Source organism: Enterobacter cancerogenus (assembly GCF_019047785.1).
GTDB lineage: Bacteria > Pseudomonadota > Gammaproteobacteria > Enterobacterales > Enterobacteriaceae > Enterobacter > Enterobacter cancerogenus.
In genome coordinates this window covers 1,458,405-1,474,311 of record NZ_CP077290.1, presented here as the reverse complement: position 1 = coordinate 1,474,311, position 15,907 = coordinate 1,458,405, and the positions used below count along the sequence as shown (strand labels likewise).

General features: G+C 52.3%; 24 protein-coding genes. 22 read left to right on the top strand and 2 right to left on the bottom strand.

Features of this window, described 5'->3' with window-relative positions; genetic code table 11:
- Positions 1–25: 25 nt before the first annotated feature.
- The 22 genes from I6L58_RS06930 (at position 26) to I6L58_RS06830 (ending at position 14,210) form a co-directional block, all read left to right on the top strand.
- Positions 26–307, top strand: coding sequence for an STY1053 family phage-associated protein (locus I6L58_RS06930; protein WP_058690848.1), 282 nt, complete (start codon positions 26–28; stop codon positions 305–307).
- A complete protein-coding gene (locus I6L58_RS06925; protein WP_058690849.1) occupies positions 276–692 on the top strand; it encodes a DUF4054 domain-containing protein in 417 nt (138 codons plus the stop codon). The genes I6L58_RS06930 and I6L58_RS06925 overlap by 32 nt, the downstream gene beginning before the upstream one ends.
- Positions 692–1,198, top strand: a complete 507-nt coding sequence (locus tag I6L58_RS06920; RefSeq protein WP_088207780.1) for a hypothetical protein — start codon at positions 692–694, stop codon at positions 1,196–1,198. Before I6L58_RS06925 ends, I6L58_RS06920 begins: the two co-directional genes overlap by 1 nt.
- Positions 1,198–1,602: a hypothetical protein gene (locus I6L58_RS06915; protein WP_032666025.1), complete on the top strand. Its 405-nt coding sequence runs from the start codon at positions 1,198–1,200 to the stop codon at positions 1,600–1,602. The genes I6L58_RS06920 and I6L58_RS06915 overlap by 1 nt, the downstream gene beginning before the upstream one ends.
- Complete coding sequence (locus I6L58_RS06910; RefSeq protein WP_088207779.1) at positions 1,595–2,140, top strand: phage neck terminator protein; 546 nt, start codon at positions 1,595–1,597, stop codon at positions 2,138–2,140. Before I6L58_RS06915 ends, I6L58_RS06910 begins: the two co-directional genes overlap by 8 nt.
- Positions 2,141–2,143: 3 nt before the next feature.
- Positions 2,144–3,289, top strand: coding sequence for a DUF3383 family protein (locus I6L58_RS06905; protein WP_088207778.1), 1,146 nt, complete (start codon positions 2,144–2,146; stop codon positions 3,287–3,289).
- Positions 3,290–3,300: 11 nt separating this feature from the next.
- On the top strand, positions 3,301–3,741 hold the full coding sequence (locus I6L58_RS06900; RefSeq protein ID WP_000257260.1) for a DUF3277 family protein: 441 nt from the start codon (positions 3,301–3,303) through the stop codon (positions 3,739–3,741).
- A gap of 3 nt (positions 3,742–3,744) precedes the next feature.
- Positions 3,745–4,197 (top strand): phage tail assembly chaperone, encoded by a 453-nt coding sequence (locus tag I6L58_RS06895; RefSeq protein ID WP_088207777.1) that lies wholly within the window; start codon positions 3,745–3,747, stop codon positions 4,195–4,197.
- 23 nt (positions 4,198–4,220) lie between these two features.
- The gene (locus I6L58_RS22895; RefSeq protein WP_023229521.1) at positions 4,221–4,385 is read left to right on the top strand and encodes a DUF6889 family protein; all 165 of its coding nucleotides are present in this window, start codon (positions 4,221–4,223) and stop codon (positions 4,383–4,385) included.
- The gene (locus I6L58_RS06890) at positions 4,375–6,384 is read left to right on the top strand and encodes a transglycosylase SLT domain-containing protein (RefSeq protein WP_088207776.1); all 2,010 of its coding nucleotides are present in this window, start codon (positions 4,375–4,377) and stop codon (positions 6,382–6,384) included. The genes I6L58_RS22895 and I6L58_RS06890 overlap by 11 nt, the downstream gene beginning before the upstream one ends.
- On the top strand, positions 6,384–6,971 hold the full coding sequence (locus I6L58_RS06885; RefSeq protein WP_016247449.1) for a phage baseplate protein: 588 nt from the start codon (positions 6,384–6,386) through the stop codon (positions 6,969–6,971). Before I6L58_RS06890 ends, I6L58_RS06885 begins: the two co-directional genes overlap by 1 nt.
- A complete protein-coding gene (locus tag I6L58_RS06880; RefSeq protein ID WP_088207775.1) occupies positions 6,971–7,273 on the top strand; it encodes a phage baseplate plug family protein in 303 nt (100 codons plus the stop codon). Before I6L58_RS06885 ends, I6L58_RS06880 begins: the two co-directional genes overlap by 1 nt.
- A gap of 2 nt (positions 7,274–7,275) precedes the next feature.
- Positions 7,276–8,340 carry a hypothetical protein gene (locus I6L58_RS06875; protein WP_088207774.1) on the top strand — a complete coding sequence of 355 codons (1,065 nt, stop codon included), beginning with the start codon at positions 7,276–7,278 and terminating at the stop codon, positions 8,338–8,340.
- 2 nt (positions 8,341–8,342) lie between these two features.
- Positions 8,343–8,690: a hypothetical protein gene (locus I6L58_RS06870; RefSeq protein ID WP_088207773.1), complete on the top strand. Its 348-nt coding sequence runs from the start codon at positions 8,343–8,345 to the stop codon at positions 8,688–8,690.
- Positions 8,691–8,778: 88 nt separating this feature from the next.
- The gene (locus I6L58_RS06865; protein WP_088207772.1) at positions 8,779–9,531 is read left to right on the top strand and encodes a hypothetical protein; all 753 of its coding nucleotides are present in this window, start codon (positions 8,779–8,781) and stop codon (positions 9,529–9,531) included.
- A gap of 1 nt (position 9,532) precedes the next feature.
- Positions 9,533–9,943 (top strand): hypothetical protein, encoded by a 411-nt coding sequence (locus I6L58_RS06860; RefSeq protein ID WP_140418797.1) that lies wholly within the window; start codon positions 9,533–9,535, stop codon positions 9,941–9,943.
- Positions 9,944–10,002: 59 nt separating this feature from the next.
- On the top strand, positions 10,003–10,656 hold the full coding sequence (locus I6L58_RS06855) for a Gp138 family membrane-puncturing spike protein (RefSeq protein WP_088207771.1): 654 nt from the start codon (positions 10,003–10,005) through the stop codon (positions 10,654–10,656).
- Positions 10,657–10,658: 2 nt separating this feature from the next.
- The gene (locus I6L58_RS06850) at positions 10,659–11,012 is read left to right on the top strand and encodes a thioredoxin domain-containing protein (protein ID WP_088207770.1); all 354 of its coding nucleotides are present in this window, start codon (positions 10,659–10,661) and stop codon (positions 11,010–11,012) included.
- Positions 11,013–12,212, top strand: coding sequence for a baseplate J/gp47 family protein (locus tag I6L58_RS06845; protein ID WP_088207769.1), 1,200 nt, complete (start codon positions 11,013–11,015; stop codon positions 12,210–12,212).
- The gene (locus I6L58_RS06840; RefSeq protein WP_088207768.1) at positions 12,209–12,889 is read left to right on the top strand and encodes a DUF2612 domain-containing protein; all 681 of its coding nucleotides are present in this window, start codon (positions 12,209–12,211) and stop codon (positions 12,887–12,889) included. The genes I6L58_RS06845 and I6L58_RS06840 overlap by 4 nt, the downstream gene beginning before the upstream one ends.
- A complete protein-coding gene (locus I6L58_RS06835) occupies positions 12,889–13,818 on the top strand; it encodes a glycine-rich domain-containing protein (protein WP_088207767.1) in 930 nt (309 codons plus the stop codon). The genes I6L58_RS06840 and I6L58_RS06835 overlap by 1 nt, the downstream gene beginning before the upstream one ends.
- On the top strand, positions 13,815–14,210 hold the full coding sequence (locus I6L58_RS06830) for a tail fiber assembly protein (RefSeq protein ID WP_254082149.1): 396 nt from the start codon (positions 13,815–13,817) through the stop codon (positions 14,208–14,210). The genes I6L58_RS06835 and I6L58_RS06830 overlap by 4 nt, the downstream gene beginning before the upstream one ends.
- 45 nt (positions 14,211–14,255) lie before the next feature.
- Here I6L58_RS06830 and I6L58_RS06825 read toward each other — a convergent pair whose 3' ends face one another.
- Entirely contained in the window at positions 14,256–15,398 is a 1,143-nt protein-coding gene (locus tag I6L58_RS06825; protein WP_088207766.1) for an acyltransferase family protein, read from the bottom strand.
- 210 nt (positions 15,399–15,608) lie between these two features.
- Positions 15,609–15,875 carry a DinI family protein gene (locus tag I6L58_RS06820; protein ID WP_088207765.1) on the bottom strand — a complete coding sequence of 89 codons (267 nt, stop codon included), beginning with the start codon at positions 15,873–15,875 and terminating at the stop codon, positions 15,609–15,611.
- Positions 15,876–15,907 lie beyond the last annotated feature (32 nt).

The following is a 15,907-nucleotide window of genomic DNA, read 5'->3' as shown; positions in this document are numbered from 1 at the left end:
ACGGGGGCTTTCCTGAGGAACTGCTATGAAAAAAATCTATGTGCTGTCGGCGTTTAACTTTAACGATGGAGCCAGCATCAAGGCTTTTACCCCCGGGTTTCATGACGTTGAAAATGACGTTGCTGATCACTGGTTTGTGAAAGCACATTGCTCGCCCGATGGCGAAGCCCCTGCGCTGGCGGATGATCCGCGTATTGCAGAGCTGGAAGCGCTGGTGGCAGTGCAGACAACCCGCATTGCTGAGCTTGAGGAGCAACTTGCAGAGGCTAAAGCCAATGGCAAAAAACAAAAGCCTGCCGACGCCTGAGAAATTCCGCACTGATTTCCCGCAATTTGCTGATGAAACCAAATTTCCCACCGCGATGATACAGCCCCGCCTCGCTCTGGCAGATGTTTTGATGAGCGAGTCACGGTTTGGGGAGGATATTTTTCCCTATGTCGTTGAATTGTTCGTGGCGCATTACATGACACTTTATGCCGCTGACATGCGCTCTTCGTCCGTAGGGGGCGCTGGTGGTGCTAACAGTGGTGTTCAGACATCAAAGTCGGTGGATAAGGTTTCTGTCAGCTATGACGCCAGTGTGACGCTTAATCCTGATGCCGGGTTCTGGAATAACACTCGCTACGGTTCCGAATTCTGGGAATACCTCATGATATTCGGTGCGGGAGCGATACAACTGGGGACACCATAATGAAAAGCGGGTTAACGGTTCGTGCTGATAACGCCGTGGCTGTTCTGGAATCCCTCCGGCAGCTATCCGGAATGGATGTGCTGGTGGGAATACCTGAGGACAAGGCAGGGCGTGAGGATGGCTCCCCGATTAATAACGCGGAACTGGGCTACCTTCACTCGACGGGCGCAACGGTGGAAATCGACGGTACAACGGTCACATTTCCCCCGCGTCCTTTTCTGGATATGGGGATCGAGGATTCAAAACCCCGAACCACTGCGCACCTGAAGGCAGCGGCAACCGCCGCGCTGGAGGGGCAGACTGAAGCAGCAGTGCGTGAGCTGGAGAGCGCCGGACAGATTGCCCGTGATGCTGCAAAAGCTGTTATCGGTGCTGGCGACCGACTGCACCCGCTTTCTGAGAAAACCCTCGAACGCAGACGCGCCGAAGGCATTCCCGGCGACAAGCCGCTGTATGCCCACGGTTACCTGCTGCGCTCAATTAACTACGTCGTGAGGAAAAAATAATGCCTCTTCTCGATGTGAGCGATGTTCTTCTCGATCCCGACTTCATGGACACCAGTCTGGTGTGTCACCGGCAGGTTCAGACGGTGGATGAGGACAATTTCACGAAAAACACCGCTCAGGATATTCCATTCTCTGGCGTGGTGACGGTTGACCGTTCCCTGGAAGCCAGGCGAATGGAAGCAGGACAGAACATAAGCGGCGCGATCCTCATCGTGACGCAGTTCAGATTAACCCAGGGCCAGCCCGGTTCAGACAGCTCCCCGCGACTTGATGCAGATATCGTGACCTATAGCGGACGCGACTATCGCGTGACGTTCGTCGACCCGTACACCCGTTACGGTGCCGGATTCGTCCAGGCACATTGTGAGCTGGTGGACTTTAACGGAGGGACGCCAGTTGAGTAACGACAGCACCGCGCGCGGTTATCTGACGCCTGTTGGGGATCTCCCCCAATACGATGAGGCGCTGGAGCGTGAAATCAGCCGGTGGATTCGTGGTGTTTCTGGCCTGCCGGCTGCGCTTGTTTTCCCCCGATGGACTGACCCGCAGCCGCAGACCCCCAACAACGGGGTGACGTGGTGCGCCTTCGGTATCACTACTGTTCCCCAGCCGTTAAGTCAGTCCGATGTTCAGGTTTCGGAAGAACAGTCCGAGCAATGGACATGGGAGCAGGTCACGGTGATTTGCTGCTTTTACGGCCCTCTGGGGGCCAACATTGCATCAACTTTCCGCGCGGGAATATTCGTCGAGCAAAACAACGCCGAGCTGAATCGCTCGGGGCTTTCGCTGGTGGAGGCTGGGACTATCTACAACCTGCCAGAGCTCATTAATAACCAGTGGGTGAGGCGCTATGACCTCACCATCACGTTGTCCCGCAAAAACATTCGTACCTACAACGTCCGGACGCTGCAAGATGCGCCCGTCTCATTTTTCGGAGACTAAATTATGCCGCAGGGATTACCTGTATCAAACGTCGTCAATGTCGACGTGATCATTGGGCCGCGTGCGGCTACTGGTCGAAACTTTGGTTCGCTGCTCATTCTCGGGAGCTCAACGGTTATTCCGGTTACTGAGCGTATTCGCCTTTACTCATCCCCCGAAGATATCGGCACAGATTTCGGTGTTGATAGCCCGGAATATGAAGCCGCTACGGTGTATTTCTCGCAATCACCGAAGCCTCAGCAGGTATATGTCGGCCGCTGGGCGAAAACGCTGGCATCGGCCGAAAACGGTTCGACGGAAACGCTGCTGCAGGCCGTGAACGCTGTACTGAATTACACGAACTGGTACGGTCTGGCCGTGGCTGACGATGAAGATATCGACGATGCCGACTGGCTGAGTGTGGCCGCAGCGATCGAGGCTTCCAGTCTCAGCCGCATTCTGGCGATTACCACTGCAGACCCGGCCTCAGTTGATGCGACATCGACAACCGATCTGGCTTACAAGCTGAAGGCTGCAAAATACGCTCGCACGTTTGTGCAGTATTCCACCAGCAGCGAGTACGCCGCGCTGTCGGCGTTTGGCCGCGCGTTTACCGTGAATTTCAACGGCAGCAACACCACCATTACCCTGAAGTTCAAACAGGAGCCGGGGATCACATATGAAACCCTGACCACCAATCAGGCGGCGGCGCTGGATGCCAAGAACTGCAACGTGTTTGTGTACTACCAGAACGATACGGCAATCCTGCAGCAGGGCGTCATGTCCAGCGGTGATTTCTTCGATGAACGCCACGGGCTCGACTGGCTGCAGAACTACGTTCAGACCAACCTGTATAACCTGCTCTACACCAGCACAACCAAAGTCCCACAGACCGATGCTGGCGTTACGCGCCTCCTTTCCAATGTCGAACAGTCGATGGATCAGTCTGTCACAAACGGGCTGGTGGCTGCTGGTGTATGGAACGGTGGCCCTATTGGGCAGCTGGATTCCGGCGACACGCTGACAAAAGGCTATTACGTCTACGCGCAGCCGATTTCCGAGCAGGCGCAGGCAGACCGTGAAGCACGTAAGGCACCGGTTATTCAGGTGGCCTGTAAGCTGGCGGGTGCGGTTCATTTCGCTGATGTGCAGATCAACGTCGTTCGCTAAGGAGAACATGAATGGCTACTTATTCTTTTATGGACGTTACGGCGTCCCTCTCCGGCCCGACCGGCGAGATTGATCTGGGCTACGGTTCCGCCAGTTCAGAGGAGGGGATCACCGTTGCAATGGGCGGCCCCAAAAACACCATGACCATCGGTGCTGACGGCGAAGTGATGCACAGCCTGCACGCGGATAAAAGCGGCACGGTAACCGTCAACCTGCTGAAAACCTCGCCGACAAACAAAAAGCTGTCGCTGGCGTACAACGCGCAGAGTCAGTCCTCAGGCACCTGGGGGAACAACGTCATTGTGATCCGAAACAAGGTGAGCGGAGACATCATCACGGCGCGCAGCGTGGCGTTCCAGAAACAGCCGGATAACGCCAACGCTAAGGCCGGTAATACGATGCCCTGGGTGTTTGACTGCGGCAAAATCGACCAGGTACTCGGAGAGTTTTAACAGATGGAATGCTCAATCAAAGGCCACGATTACCGCGTGGCAAAACTCAGCGTTTTTGACCAGCTGAAAGTGACCCGTAAGCTGCTGCCGGTGCTGGCGGGCATGATGTCAGATTTCGGGAGCATTCGCTCCCTGCTGCCTGCTGATGGCAAAATCGACACCGTGAAATTCGATCAGCTGAAACCGGTATTTGAAACCCTGCTTCCGCGTATCGCTGAGGAACTGTCTTCCCTGACCGAAGAAGACACCAACGCGATTATTCATCCGTGCCTGGCTGTAGTGTCACGTAAGCACATGGACGGATGGACGCCGGTATTTAATAGCGGTCAGCTGATGTTCGATGATATCGACTTGCTAACCATGCTGCAGCTGGTGGCGCGGGTGGTCGCCGATTCGCTGGGAAATTTTTTGCCCGCGAGCCCTACCAGCGCGACGGCGGACCAGCCTCAGGGCTAACCCTCAACAGCCTGCCTGACGGGCTGTCTTATCTCCTTGACCCGGTTGACGCCGGGTTAATCCCTTATTACGCGCTGAAGGATGGATCTGTCGATCTGTGCGATATCGCGCTGATGAATGACCACCTGGCCGTTAAGGCTGACAACCAGCGCCGTATAGAGAAATGGAGAGAGGATAATGAACGCTGAGACTATTAAAGATTTCCTCGTCTCGCTCGGTTTTGATATCGACGAAGCAGGCGCGGAAAAGTTTGATTCAGTCCTCGCCGGCACGACCGCAAACGCCATCAAAATGGGGCTGGCCGTCGAAGGTGCCGCGCTTACCGTAGTGGCCTTTACGGCTAAGATCGCCTCCGGGCTCGATAACCTCTACTGGGCGTCACAGCGCACCGGCGCGACGGTTCAGGGGATTCAGTCTATTGGCTATGCGGTTTCGCAGGTGGGCGGCAGCGTGGACGCGGCGCGCTCCTCTCTGGAAAGCCTCTCCCGGTTTGTTCGTAACAATCCCGGCGCGGAAGGCTTCCTGAATCGCCTGGGCGTACAGACCCGTGACGCCAGCGGTAACATGCGCGACATGGCCGCTATCTTTACGGGTGTCGGCCAGAAGCTCAGCAGCATGCCGTATTACCGGGCTAACCAGTATGCGCAGATGCTGGGCATTGACGAAAATACCCTCATGGCGATGCGCCGGGGTGTCGGTGGTTTCTCCGGGCAGTACAGCGCGATGGCGAAGGCTATCGGCTTCAATGCTGACGAGGCGGCCAGAAGCTCCAACAAATTCATGACCTCCCTGCGCGAGTTCGGCGCGATGGCAGGCATGGCCCGTGACAAAATTGGCTCTAATCTTGCTGGTGGCCTGGCGGGTTCGCTGGACACGCTGCGCCGTCATATCCTGGATAACTTCCCGCGTATCGAGCAGACCCTGACGAAAGCCATAAAAGGCATTCTGGCGCTCGGGGACATTATCGGGCGGCTGTTCTTCAGGCTTATTGAGGGGACATCAAGCCTTATCACCTGGTGGCAATCGCTGGATAAGCAAACGCGGGAACTGATCTCGCTGTTTGGCGCGCTGACGATTGCGCTGCGCATTCTGAACAGCACGTTCTGGATGTCACCTGTCGGCCTTATTACCGCGCTGGCAGCGGGTATTGCCCTCCTGTGGGAAGACTATCAGACCTGGAAGGAAGGCGGGGATAGCCTGATTGACTGGGGCAAGTGGAAACCGGAAGTCGACGCTGCGCTGAAGATGGTTCGTGACCTCAAAACGACCGTTAACGACCTGGCGAAAGCGCTGGCGAAGCTGCTCAATATTGACCCCAAATCATGGTCCCTGAAGTGGGATTTCAGCAACTTCATCGACCAGATGGGCGAGTTCAGCAAAATGCTGAACATGATCGCCGACCTGCTTAACGCCATTAAAGATGGCCGCTGGGCTGATGCCGCCAGCATCGGCAAACAGATGCTCAATCAGGGCAGCGAAAATCCGTCAGCGATGCCAATGGTAACAGACAGCGCCAACGGCACCGCCGACTGGATTAAAGAGCACTGGGGATTCGATCCTCGCAGCGTGGGCCGAACGGTGCGCGGCTGGTTTGGTGAGGATGACCCTGAACAGCTCGGCCAGTCAGTAAAGCGGCCTCAGCCAACCAAAGCGGGCTCTGAGTTGTTGGGATGGATGCAGCCGATGCTTACCAACCTGGAACAGCTCTACCGGCTTCCGGAGGGGTTATTGCGCAGTGTGGCCATAACGGAATCGGGCGGTAATCAGTTCGCCGTTTCAGGCGCTGGCGCTAAAGGTCTGTTTCAGTTTATGGACGGCACGGCGCGCGACATGGGGCTGCGCGGGAATGATGTTTTCGACCCGGAGAAGGCCGCGCAGGCAGCCGCAAAGTATCTCTCACAGCTGCTGCAGGCGAACGGCGGTGACCTGAGCAAGGCGCTGGCCTCTTATAACTGGGGGATCGGGAACGTGCAGAAGCACGGGATGGCCCTTATGCCTCAGGAAACCCGCAACTACATTCCGAAGGTGTTAAGCAACATGCCAGCGCCCGGGGCTCAGGTGCAGCAACAGAACACCTATCACATTTACGGTGGCGGTGATCCGCACTCAGTGGGGAATCAGGTAGAACGTCGACAGCAATCTGCAAATGCCCAGCTCATGCGCAGCAATCAAACGAAGGTGGGTTAATGGATATTCTCTCTACGCTCTTTCAGCAGCAGAGCCGGAAAATAGGGATGATCGTCCCCAGTGTGGTTGTTTCTGAGAAGCATACCGACACGCTGGAGATAACAGAGCACCCTGTAGAGGTCGGGGCCGCCATCGCCGACCACGCCTACAAAAAACCGTCTGAAGTGGTGATGGAGGTCGGTTTCGCAGGTGGCGGATCGTTGCTGGATTTTGCCAGTAACCTGACGGCTACCAGCCTGCTCGGGCTGAGTCCCCAGCAGACGTATCAGGAGATACTCGACCTGCAGGCGAGCCGTATTCCTTTCGATGTGGTGACCGGCAAACGGCTGTACAGCAACATGCTGATCCGCGCGCTGGAAGTGACGACAGACAAGACAACCGAAAACGTCCTGTCTGCCGTCCTCACCCTGAGGGAGGTTCTTATCTCGCAGACGCAGCAGATCACCGTCGCGGATAAAACCAACATGAAGGACGGGGCCAGCACATCGGCGGTACTGAATACCGGCAACAAAACCACAAAGCCGCCAAATACCTCGCTGCTGAAAAGCATCACGGGTAACGCGGCGTCATTACTGGGGCTCGGCTAATGGCAATTCAGGAAATCCCGCTGACAGCGGATAACCAGCAATTCAGCATCATCCTGGCAGGTACCACCTGGCGGATTAGCATCACCTGGCGCGATCTGTACTGGATTTTGGACCTGCAGAACGACAGAGGGGAGCCGGTAATCTCCGGTATTCCTCTCGTAACGGGGGCTGACCTGCTGGCGCAGTACGGCTATATGGGGCTCGGCTTTAAGCTGGTGGTGGTCTGTGACGACAGCACACAGGATTATCCGACGAAAACCGACCTGGGCGGCCGCAGTCATTTACTGGTATCAATGGAGTAAGCATGTCACAGAACTGGATGAGACATTTCGAGCTGCAGCTCGTGGACGAGAACGGGCAGGGTATTGAGCTCAGCGATTTTAAAGTGACCTTTACGATCGACTGGTTCAACATCAGCAGCGCGTCACGGGTGGGAACATTCAAAATCTACAACCTCTCGGCAGATACGGTGAACCGCATCACCGGGCAGGAGTTTTCGAAAGTGCGGCTGATTGCCGGTTACGACGGTATCGCACCGGAGGTATCGGCCAGCGACGTCGGGACCGTGCGGGAAGTCGACGCGGCGGACGTGGGCCAGAGTGATGGCCGGAACTACGGGCTTATTTTCAGCGGCGAAATTCGCTACTCGGTCACCGGTAAAGACAGCCCTATTGATTCCTATGTCCTGATTCAGGCAGCCGATACGGATCTGGCGTTTGCCACCAGCATAACCTCGCAGACGCTGGCAGCCGGTTACACGGTCGCAGACGTGAACCGCGCGCTGATGAAAGACTTCGAGGCCAAAGGCGCGACCGAAGGCCTGACGCCTGAAATGCCTGCTACCGTCTTCCCACGGGGCCGGGTGCTGTTCGGCATGACACGGCATCTTATGGATAACGTGGCCGGACAATGTGGCGCAACATGGCAATTCGTGGACGGTCAGCGCCAGATGGTAGCGAATAACGAATATGTTCACGAAGCTATTGTGCTCAACAGCGCCACCGGGCTTATCGGCATGCCGCAGCAGACCATCGGCAACGGCGTTAACGTCCGCGCGCTGATTAACCCGAACATCCGGGTTAACGGGCTCATTCAGCTGGATCAGGCTTCGGTATTCCGCACCGCGCTGTCGAACAACGATATCGCGATGGCCGGCGGGCAGATCACCGACCAGAACACGGACGGAAATATCACGCTCAGCGGTACCACCGCGCAGCCTGCCAGCATCGCAACGGATGGCGTTTATATTGTGCGCGGGATTATGTACACTGGCGACACAAGGGGCCAGGCGTGGTACATGGATATGATGTGCGAAGCGCGTGGCGCGCAGGATATGCCATCGAGCACTGCATTGCAGAGGGGGTTATAGAAATGAAACGATGGATTTTTTCATTGCTGGCGTTAGCGTCTGTTGGCGCAAGTGCAAACACTATAACGATGCAATGTGGTAACTTTCGTATGGACGCGATCCCTGACTCATTGTTTAAAATCAATGGCGAAACCGTAACATCCCAAAAGGTTAAAATGTTGGGCAAAGACGGTACAGGCATGCAGATCAAAATGGGTCTAATGCCTGCTAAAGATGGCAACAACTATGGGTTTGAGTATATCCATCGCCCTGGTACCGAAACGCGTTTCCTGAACGTCCAGCTACTGCAGAACAGTATGGACGCGCCGAAAATCATCGGATCTTTCCCGTGTAAAAAGGTGCCTGATTGAGTCATAATTTGTACAGACTTATGTACATAAGGCCAGGTTGATGCTGTCTACGAGGTAAGCTAGCATTTGAAAAAGGGAGATTTATCATATGCCAGCTGCTTCACCAAAACTTATAACCGATCAGCTTTTTGAGAAACTTTCGCCTTCGATTGAAAAAGGGGAAAATCTTTTAGGCGAATTTGAACTCTTTAGCATCATTCGCGATGCAAAAAAAATTCCTGTAGAAGATGAATCTTTAGCGATTCAGGGGTTAGCATGGATTGTATTTGGAGATCTTAAAAAAGGTTGCGACCTTTGCGAGGCTGCAATCTCAATAAATCCCTCTGAAAGCGCCTTATGGGGGAATTATGCAATCGCAGTCGGACAAAAGGGCAACCATGCGTTACAGCGAAATATTTTAAAGCGTAGCGTTGTAATCCGTAATCCATCTTTATTAGTATTCAATTTTATAGTTTCTTCGTTCTGGGCTGATTACAATGAAATGGCTAGAGTGGTTGGGCTTTTTCAGCGCCTTGGAACCGTAGAATTAACTGAAAAACAACAAGGGGATTATATGAGCGCGGAAGCTATCTATAATACCTTAGGTAAACTCCCGGGAAATGAACGTGAAGATTTGTCAAAAATGGCAAATCTTGCAATGGACATAATGATGGGGCATAACTTAAGCGCTAAAAACTCCGGTCAGTATGTTGCCCCAGACGGAATGTTGTCATTCAACTATGACTTATTCAATGTATCGCCTGATTTTATAGTTATGTTGAACGATGAGCTTGCTACCAAAATAGTTGAGCATGAGCTGCATAATGCAAAAGCAATAGTTCTTTTTACTCCGGGGGATTGAAATGCCCATAGATAGCATTGAGTTTATAAAGATTGCCCAGGATAATCTGGATAGGGATTATGGTGAAATAGGGTGCAGAACTGCTGTTAGCCGTGCTTATTATGGTATGTATCATTCTTGCTTAGAGTTAACAGGTCCCGTGCCGCGACAGCACCCTCTGAACGGAGTATTTAAGGGAGGCTCTCACTCGCGTCTTGCTCAGTACATGACTGAGTGCGCAGAATTGATTTCTCCAGTTAATAATATGGTAATACGGAAGCTTGGAGTTAAACTTAAGATGTATCATAAATATCGCTGTGATGCTGACTATGAATTAAATAAAACCGTTACACGTAAATCAGCTGAAATAATTATCTCTGAAACAAAAAGTTTAGTTAAACTCGTTAGTACGGTAAAATCTTCCGCAGCTTAATTCTATAGAATCAATATTAACCCGCTTCGGCGGGTTTTTTGCTTTCTGGAGCCAACTAAATGGCAGTATCTGATCAGACCCGCAGCGGCGACCTTGCCGAAACATTCAAATCTGAGCGGGACACAACAAAAAACCAGATCCGCGTCGCTTTGCCTGGCATCGTTCAGTCATTCGATCCTGGCGCGGTGACGGCGGTTGTGCAGCCTGCGATCCGTTCGGTTGAAACTAATAACGACGGCAACCGCGTTACCAAAAATTATCCGCTGCTGGTGGATGTGCCGGTGATATTTCCGCGCGGCGGCGGCTGCACGTTAACTTTCCCGGTGAAATCCGGCGATGAATGCCTGGTGATTTTTGCCGATCGCTGCATCGATTTCTGGTGGCAGAACGGCGGGGTACAGGAGCCTGTCGACGACCGGGTGCATGATTTATCGGATGCGTTCTGTATCGTCGGGCCACAGTCGCAGGCACAGAAAATCAGCGGCATCAGCACCAGCGCGGTTGAGTTACGTAGCGACGATGGCGGAACCAAACTGAGCCTTAATCCTTCAAGTGGGGCGATAGCCGGTACCGCGCCGGGAGGTTTCAACCTCAATGGCCTGAAAATTCTGCCTGACGGCCGCCTGCAGCTGGTGGATGGATCAATCGTTGATAAGCATACGCATGGCGGCGTTGAAAGCGGCGGCAGCAATACAAAACCTCTGGGAGGGTAATTATGAGATACCGACGTGAGGACGACGACGGCGATTACACTTTTGGCAGCGGCGATGATACCTGGCTGATTAACTCACCGGAGGCCGTCGCGCAGGCTGTGAAAACGCGATTCGAATTGTGGTATGGGCAGTGGTTTCTCGACACCACAGAGGGGACACCGTGGATTCAGTCCGTACTCGGTAAGCAGAAGCCGGAAACCTACAACCTGGCGATCCGTAAGCGCATCCTCCAAACTCGGGGCGTTAAATCCATCCTCTCTTTCAATACGACAGTGAACACGACAACGCGCCGCGTCCAGTTCTTCGCTGAAATCGACACCATCTACGGAACAACGACAGTAACCAGCGAGGCATAAATGGCCCTCAATTTGGACACACTCGGCTTATCGGCAACGGTAACCGCTGAGGGGATCAGTGCGCCTGATTACCAGACGATACTCGATACCCTGACAAGCTATTTCCAGCAGATTTATGGCAGTGACGCTTATCTGGAGCCGGACAGCAAAGACGGCCAGATGGTGGCGCTGGTGGCGCTGGCTATTCACGATGCCAATAACACGGCCATCACCGTTTACAACTGCTTCTCACCTGCTACGGGTTACGGCGCAGCGCTGACCAGTAACGTGAAAATTAACGGTATCGCGCGCAAAGGGGCGACGAACTCCACCGTGGATCTGCTGCTCACCGGCACCGCAGGGACAACCATCACGAACGGTACCGCAAAAGATACTAATAACGTGATCTGGCGTCTTCCTGCCTCTGTAGTGATTGGCGTTGACGGTACGGTGACGGCCACTGCCACCTGCTCAAACAGCGGCGCTGTCGCAGCGCTGGCGGGGACAATTACTGCCATCAACACGCCGACCCGAGGCTGGACATCGGTAACTAACCCGGCGGCGGCCACCGTAGGCGCACCGGCAGAAACCGATGCAGAGCTGCGCATCAGGCAGGGGCAGAGCGTCGCGCTACCCTCTATCACGCCGTTTGAGGGCGTTGACGGTGCGATTGCTAACGTTGCTGGCGTGACACGTCACAAGCTCTACGAGAATGATACTGGCGCGACCGATAGTAACGGGCTGCCGCCACACTCTATCTCAGCCATCGTGGACGGCGGGGACGTGACCGACATTGCCCAGACTATCCGGGGTAATAAAGGGCAGGGAACGGCAACTTACGGTACGACTTCTGTCACGGTACCCGACACCTACGGCAATCCACACGTGATCAGTTTTTCGCGTTCGACTGATGTTCCGATTTACGGGCATATCACACTGAAAGCCTTTACGGGTTACACGTCGCAAATTGGCGTACAGATTCAGCAGGCCGTCGCGGATTACATCAACGGGCTGACGATCGGTGATTCTGTTCTGCTGAGCCGCATTTACTCCCCGGCGAACCTCGGCGTGGTGAGTGGTGGCAGTGCACGCTATTACGACATTCAGGAGCTACTGATTGGAAAATCTGCCGGAACGGTAGCGGCGGGGAATATCAATATCGCATACAACGAATCAGCGTCCTGTAAACCGGAAAATATTGTTCTAACGGTGACGTCATGAGTAAGTACACCGACTTAATCACCAACTACCACGCCACCAGACCGAAATACTTTGATCACATCGACCTGAGCACCCGGCCGCTGATTGATATCACATCAGCCACACGGGGGCTGGTTAGCGCGTTTGACATTGATACGGCGGTAGGCGTCCAGCTTGATACCCTCGGACTCTGGATCGGACGTAGCCGTATAGTCAGCCAGCCTATTACGGGTGTCTATTTCAGCTGGGACACCGACGGGCTCGGATATGACCAGGGCGTCTGGCAAGGGCCGTATGATCCGGATTCAGGCTATACGTCGCTGAGCGATGACACCTACCGCATCATTCTGAAAGCAAAAATCGCTATCAACAACTGGGACGGCCGCAACGGCTCGCTGCCACCCATTCTTGACGCTGCGACAGCAGACTCTGGCCTGAAAATGCAGATCGTCGACAACCAGGACATGACGATTTCGGTCTGGGTATTTCCCGAGACAGATATTGCTGATGTGTCCCTCGAGCTGATCGCCGCGATTAAACAGGGCTATTTGACAGTAAAAGCTGCCGGCGTTTGGGCCGGGGATGTTGAAACGCCTTCGATTGAAACACCGTCCGAGGGCTCAAAATTCTTTGGGTTTGATTTGGAAAACGAATACATCGGCGGGTTCGATGTTGGAGCATGGGGGAAATTACTTTAATGGCTACAAATAACTTTAAACCTTTCGCTACGGGTGCGGGCGCTAACGTCATGTCGCAAGCAGACTGGGAAGCCTTAACTGCACTGCTTACAGGATTTCAGTCCGGTAAAGCTGCGAGTGCGCAGGTGAATAAAGCCCTTCGTCAGGGAACAGTGATGGCAAGCGTTATCGGACAGTTCATCGCAGACAGTACCGGCCAGGACGTTCTTGATAACGGAAACACGTCAGTGCTTCTGACTAATTTTCTCAATGCCCTGAAAGCCAATACAAACGGGCGCCTGCTAAATGTGCGAACTTTCACTGCGAGCGGAACGTATACGCCAACAACCGGAACCAAGAAAATCAGGGTTCGTCTAGTTGGTGGTGGTGGGGCCGGAGGTGGTGCTGCTGCATCTACGGTTACAGGGAACGTTGCCGCCGGACATGGTGGGACGGCTGGGACCTACGGTGAAACAGGGCTGATAGATGTCAGTTCGGTATCTTCCGTGGCTGTTACAGTTGGGGCTGGTGGTAATGGTTCCTCCGGTGGGAATGGAACAGCGGGAGGTGTTTCAGCTTTCGGAACCTATATTTCTGCGCCGGGAGGTCAGGCGGGAGCTGCGGGAAGTTCTACAGCAACCACACAGACAATAGTTTCTGATCACAGTAATGGCAGTCCTTGCACTGGCGCAAACGTGCTTGTATCTATCCCAGGGCAAGGAGGTTTTGGGCAGGTTTCATTGAATGCGAACACTGTGAAAGGTGGTCAGGGGGGATCATCAGTTCTTGGCCTGGGGGGCGGGGCTTATACAACAAATGCAACCCCAAACCCTGGCACGGGATATGGTGGCGGTGGCGCAGGGTCTGTTACCACAGTATCAGGTGGATCGACAGCTACAGCTGGAGGGAATGGATCTCAGGGTATCGTTATTATTGAGGAGTATGCATGATGTCTACTTATGCACTGATCAAGGATGGACAGGTTATGAATACTGTCCTGTGGGATGGTGAGGGTGATATTTTCGAGGGCTATGAGACTGTCAAAATTGACGGTCTTGGCGTGGGTATCGGCTGGACATATGATGGTAAGAAATTTACTGCGCCGCCTGTACCGGAACCCACTCACGAAGAGCTCGTTCAACAAGCTGAGATCCAGAAGCAGGCATTAATCAACGACGCCAATAATCACATCGATAGCAACCAGTGGCCCTCAAAATTGGCACTTGGACGCCTGTCTGATGCAGATAAGCAATCATTCAATGAATGGCTGGATTATCTTGACGCATTAGGAGCAGTTGATACATCAACAGCTCCAGATGTCACATGGCCTAATAGACCTTAAGTAATTTATGTATATGTCCGTGACGATATACCACGGACATATATGTTATTTGAATGTCATGCCTTTAAAATTATTTCTATTCTTTACTTTAAATCCATTCATAAATGGACGCTCAATGAAGTGAAAGGTAAGGGAAGAAATAAAACAGATCAATACATAAGAGGAGGTAAAAATTATCATTGACTTAATATCTAATGTAAAATCATTTTGATGGCTAAAATATAAAGACACTGGGAATAAAATTAAACCCTGAGTTAAATATAAACTGTAACTAATCGCGCCTAGTCTCTTTGATGCAGTTGTGGTCAACAGCCCAAAGAGATTAGCGCCAGAAACTATTGCGAAGAAAATTGTTATTAAAAAAAACTTCTCTGGAGACCTAAAGATCTCTGGTTGAGCCAATAATACTAATAATATAGTGGCAACCAACAATATGTTTGCTTGATTCTTGGTGAGTTGAATTTTTTCTTTCAACTCCCTGCATAACATTCCCGCAAAGAAATACGACCAAAGATAAGCGTCGCGGGTAATGTCCGGAAGGAAATAGATGGAGAAACCAAACAAAACTATTGCTAACTCTATAGACCATTTATTAAACATGAACAACAATGGGAGAGTAAAATAAAAAATCCATTCCCATCTTAATGTCCAGGTGACACCTGCCAACGCCATCCATGATTTATCAAAAGTGGTTACTGCGGGCTTGCTATTCCAAAGACCGCCATCAAACCAAGCCAGGGAATTAGATATAATTTCAAAAGATAAAGGCTTACTCTCAGTAAAAGAAAAAAGCATGATTAATGCTATCATCGAGCAAAAAAAGGCAAGTGGAACGATTCTAAAAAAACGTTTTTTGTATAATTCCACCCAATCAACAGATTGAGAATTCCTGACTTTACCCCAAAAAAGGAACGCTGTAGTCATAAAGAAAAGTGCAACACCATACTTACCCATGTAAACCAACCATTCAGAAGTAGGTCTCCACTTCCCGGTTGTTATGTAAGTGTAAGCACAATCTAAGTGATGAAAAACAACAAACGACGCCAGGAAGAACCGCATACCGTCAAGGCTGTTTGATCTCGCTTTAATCGTGTCTTCATCAATGAATCGAAATATGGGAAGGCTGAAAAGAGCAAGCGCAATGGTTAGGCATGCAGTGAATAGACACAGTGAGTAATAAACACTCATCTTATAATCCTTAGAGAAACATGCATTTTATAAATTGATTATCAATGCGGCATTGTTCGACAAATCTGGGAGTAGACTGATTGACTAGTGTCGCACTCTAGATTCGGTACTATAGCATTGCGTAAACGCATGGTCGAGAATATGGAAGAATTCTGTGTATTCAAAAAGGTAGGCCGACAGTCTAAAGATTTACCATGGGCCTACATGACATCATCTACCAACTTGGCGTACTGATGGGAACTCAGATACCAGCCACATATCGGCCTCTTCAAACATTTCCTCCAGCATGCGGTTCAGCTTTTCCCGATCGCTTTTGCTGGCGTCGCTATTCAGCCCGTTCGCCTGCATCGGTTTCACCTTCACTTCGGCATTAGGGAAGATCTGGTGCACTCGCTTCGTCAGCTCAGCCAGGATGATCTCTCTGGCCCCCTCCAGTCCTGCAACATTACGCTTGTCATAGACGAGTTCAACGAACATATAAACCTCATTCACTGGTTGGATATACAGTC

Excerpts from the sequence above, each read along its gene's own strand:
- I6L58_RS06930 (WP_058690848.1), top strand. The coding sequence starts at position 26 with ATGAAAAAAATCTATGTGCTGTCGGCGTTTAACTTTAACGATGGAGCC.
- I6L58_RS06925 (WP_058690849.1), top strand. The coding sequence starts at position 276 with ATGGCAAAAAACAAAAGCCTGCCGACGCCTGAGAAATTCCGCACTGAT.
- I6L58_RS06920 (WP_088207780.1), top strand. The coding sequence starts at position 692 with ATGAAAAGCGGGTTAACGGTTCGTGCTGATAACGCCGTGGCTGTTCTG.
- I6L58_RS06915 (WP_032666025.1), top strand. The coding sequence starts at position 1,198 with ATGCCTCTTCTCGATGTGAGCGATGTTCTTCTCGATCCCGACTTCATG.
- I6L58_RS06905 (WP_088207778.1), top strand. The coding sequence starts at position 2,144 with ATGCCGCAGGGATTACCTGTATCAAACGTCGTCAATGTCGACGTGATC.
- I6L58_RS06900 (WP_000257260.1), top strand. The coding sequence starts at position 3,301 with ATGGCTACTTATTCTTTTATGGACGTTACGGCGTCCCTCTCCGGCCCG.
- I6L58_RS06895 (WP_088207777.1), top strand. The coding sequence starts at position 3,745 with ATGGAATGCTCAATCAAAGGCCACGATTACCGCGTGGCAAAACTCAGC.
- I6L58_RS06890 (WP_088207776.1), top strand. The coding sequence starts at position 4,375 with ATGAACGCTGAGACTATTAAAGATTTCCTCGTCTCGCTCGGTTTTGAT.
- I6L58_RS06885 (WP_016247449.1), top strand. The coding sequence starts at position 6,384 with ATGGATATTCTCTCTACGCTCTTTCAGCAGCAGAGCCGGAAAATAGGG.
- I6L58_RS06880 (WP_088207775.1), top strand. The coding sequence starts at position 6,971 with ATGGCAATTCAGGAAATCCCGCTGACAGCGGATAACCAGCAATTCAGC.
- I6L58_RS06875 (WP_088207774.1), top strand. The coding sequence starts at position 7,276 with ATGTCACAGAACTGGATGAGACATTTCGAGCTGCAGCTCGTGGACGAG.
- I6L58_RS06870 (WP_088207773.1), top strand. The coding sequence starts at position 8,343 with ATGAAACGATGGATTTTTTCATTGCTGGCGTTAGCGTCTGTTGGCGCA.
- I6L58_RS06865 (WP_088207772.1), top strand. The coding sequence starts at position 8,779 with ATGCCAGCTGCTTCACCAAAACTTATAACCGATCAGCTTTTTGAGAAA.
- I6L58_RS06860 (WP_140418797.1), top strand. The coding sequence starts at position 9,533 with ATGCCCATAGATAGCATTGAGTTTATAAAGATTGCCCAGGATAATCTG.
- I6L58_RS06855 (WP_088207771.1), top strand. The coding sequence starts at position 10,003 with ATGGCAGTATCTGATCAGACCCGCAGCGGCGACCTTGCCGAAACATTC.
- I6L58_RS06850 (WP_088207770.1), top strand. The coding sequence starts at position 10,659 with ATGAGATACCGACGTGAGGACGACGACGGCGATTACACTTTTGGCAGC.
- I6L58_RS06845 (WP_088207769.1), top strand. The coding sequence starts at position 11,013 with ATGGCCCTCAATTTGGACACACTCGGCTTATCGGCAACGGTAACCGCT.
- I6L58_RS06840 (WP_088207768.1), top strand. The coding sequence starts at position 12,209 with ATGAGTAAGTACACCGACTTAATCACCAACTACCACGCCACCAGACCG.
- I6L58_RS06835 (WP_088207767.1), top strand. The coding sequence starts at position 12,889 with ATGGCTACAAATAACTTTAAACCTTTCGCTACGGGTGCGGGCGCTAAC.
- I6L58_RS06830 (WP_254082149.1), top strand. The coding sequence starts at position 13,815 with ATGATGTCTACTTATGCACTGATCAAGGATGGACAGGTTATGAATACT.
- I6L58_RS06825 (WP_088207766.1), bottom strand. The coding sequence starts at position 15,398 with ATGAGTGTTTATTACTCACTGTGTCTATTCACTGCATGCCTAACCATT.
- I6L58_RS06820 (WP_088207765.1), bottom strand. The coding sequence starts at position 15,875 with ATGTTCGTTGAACTCGTCTATGACAAGCGTAATGTTGCAGGACTGGAG.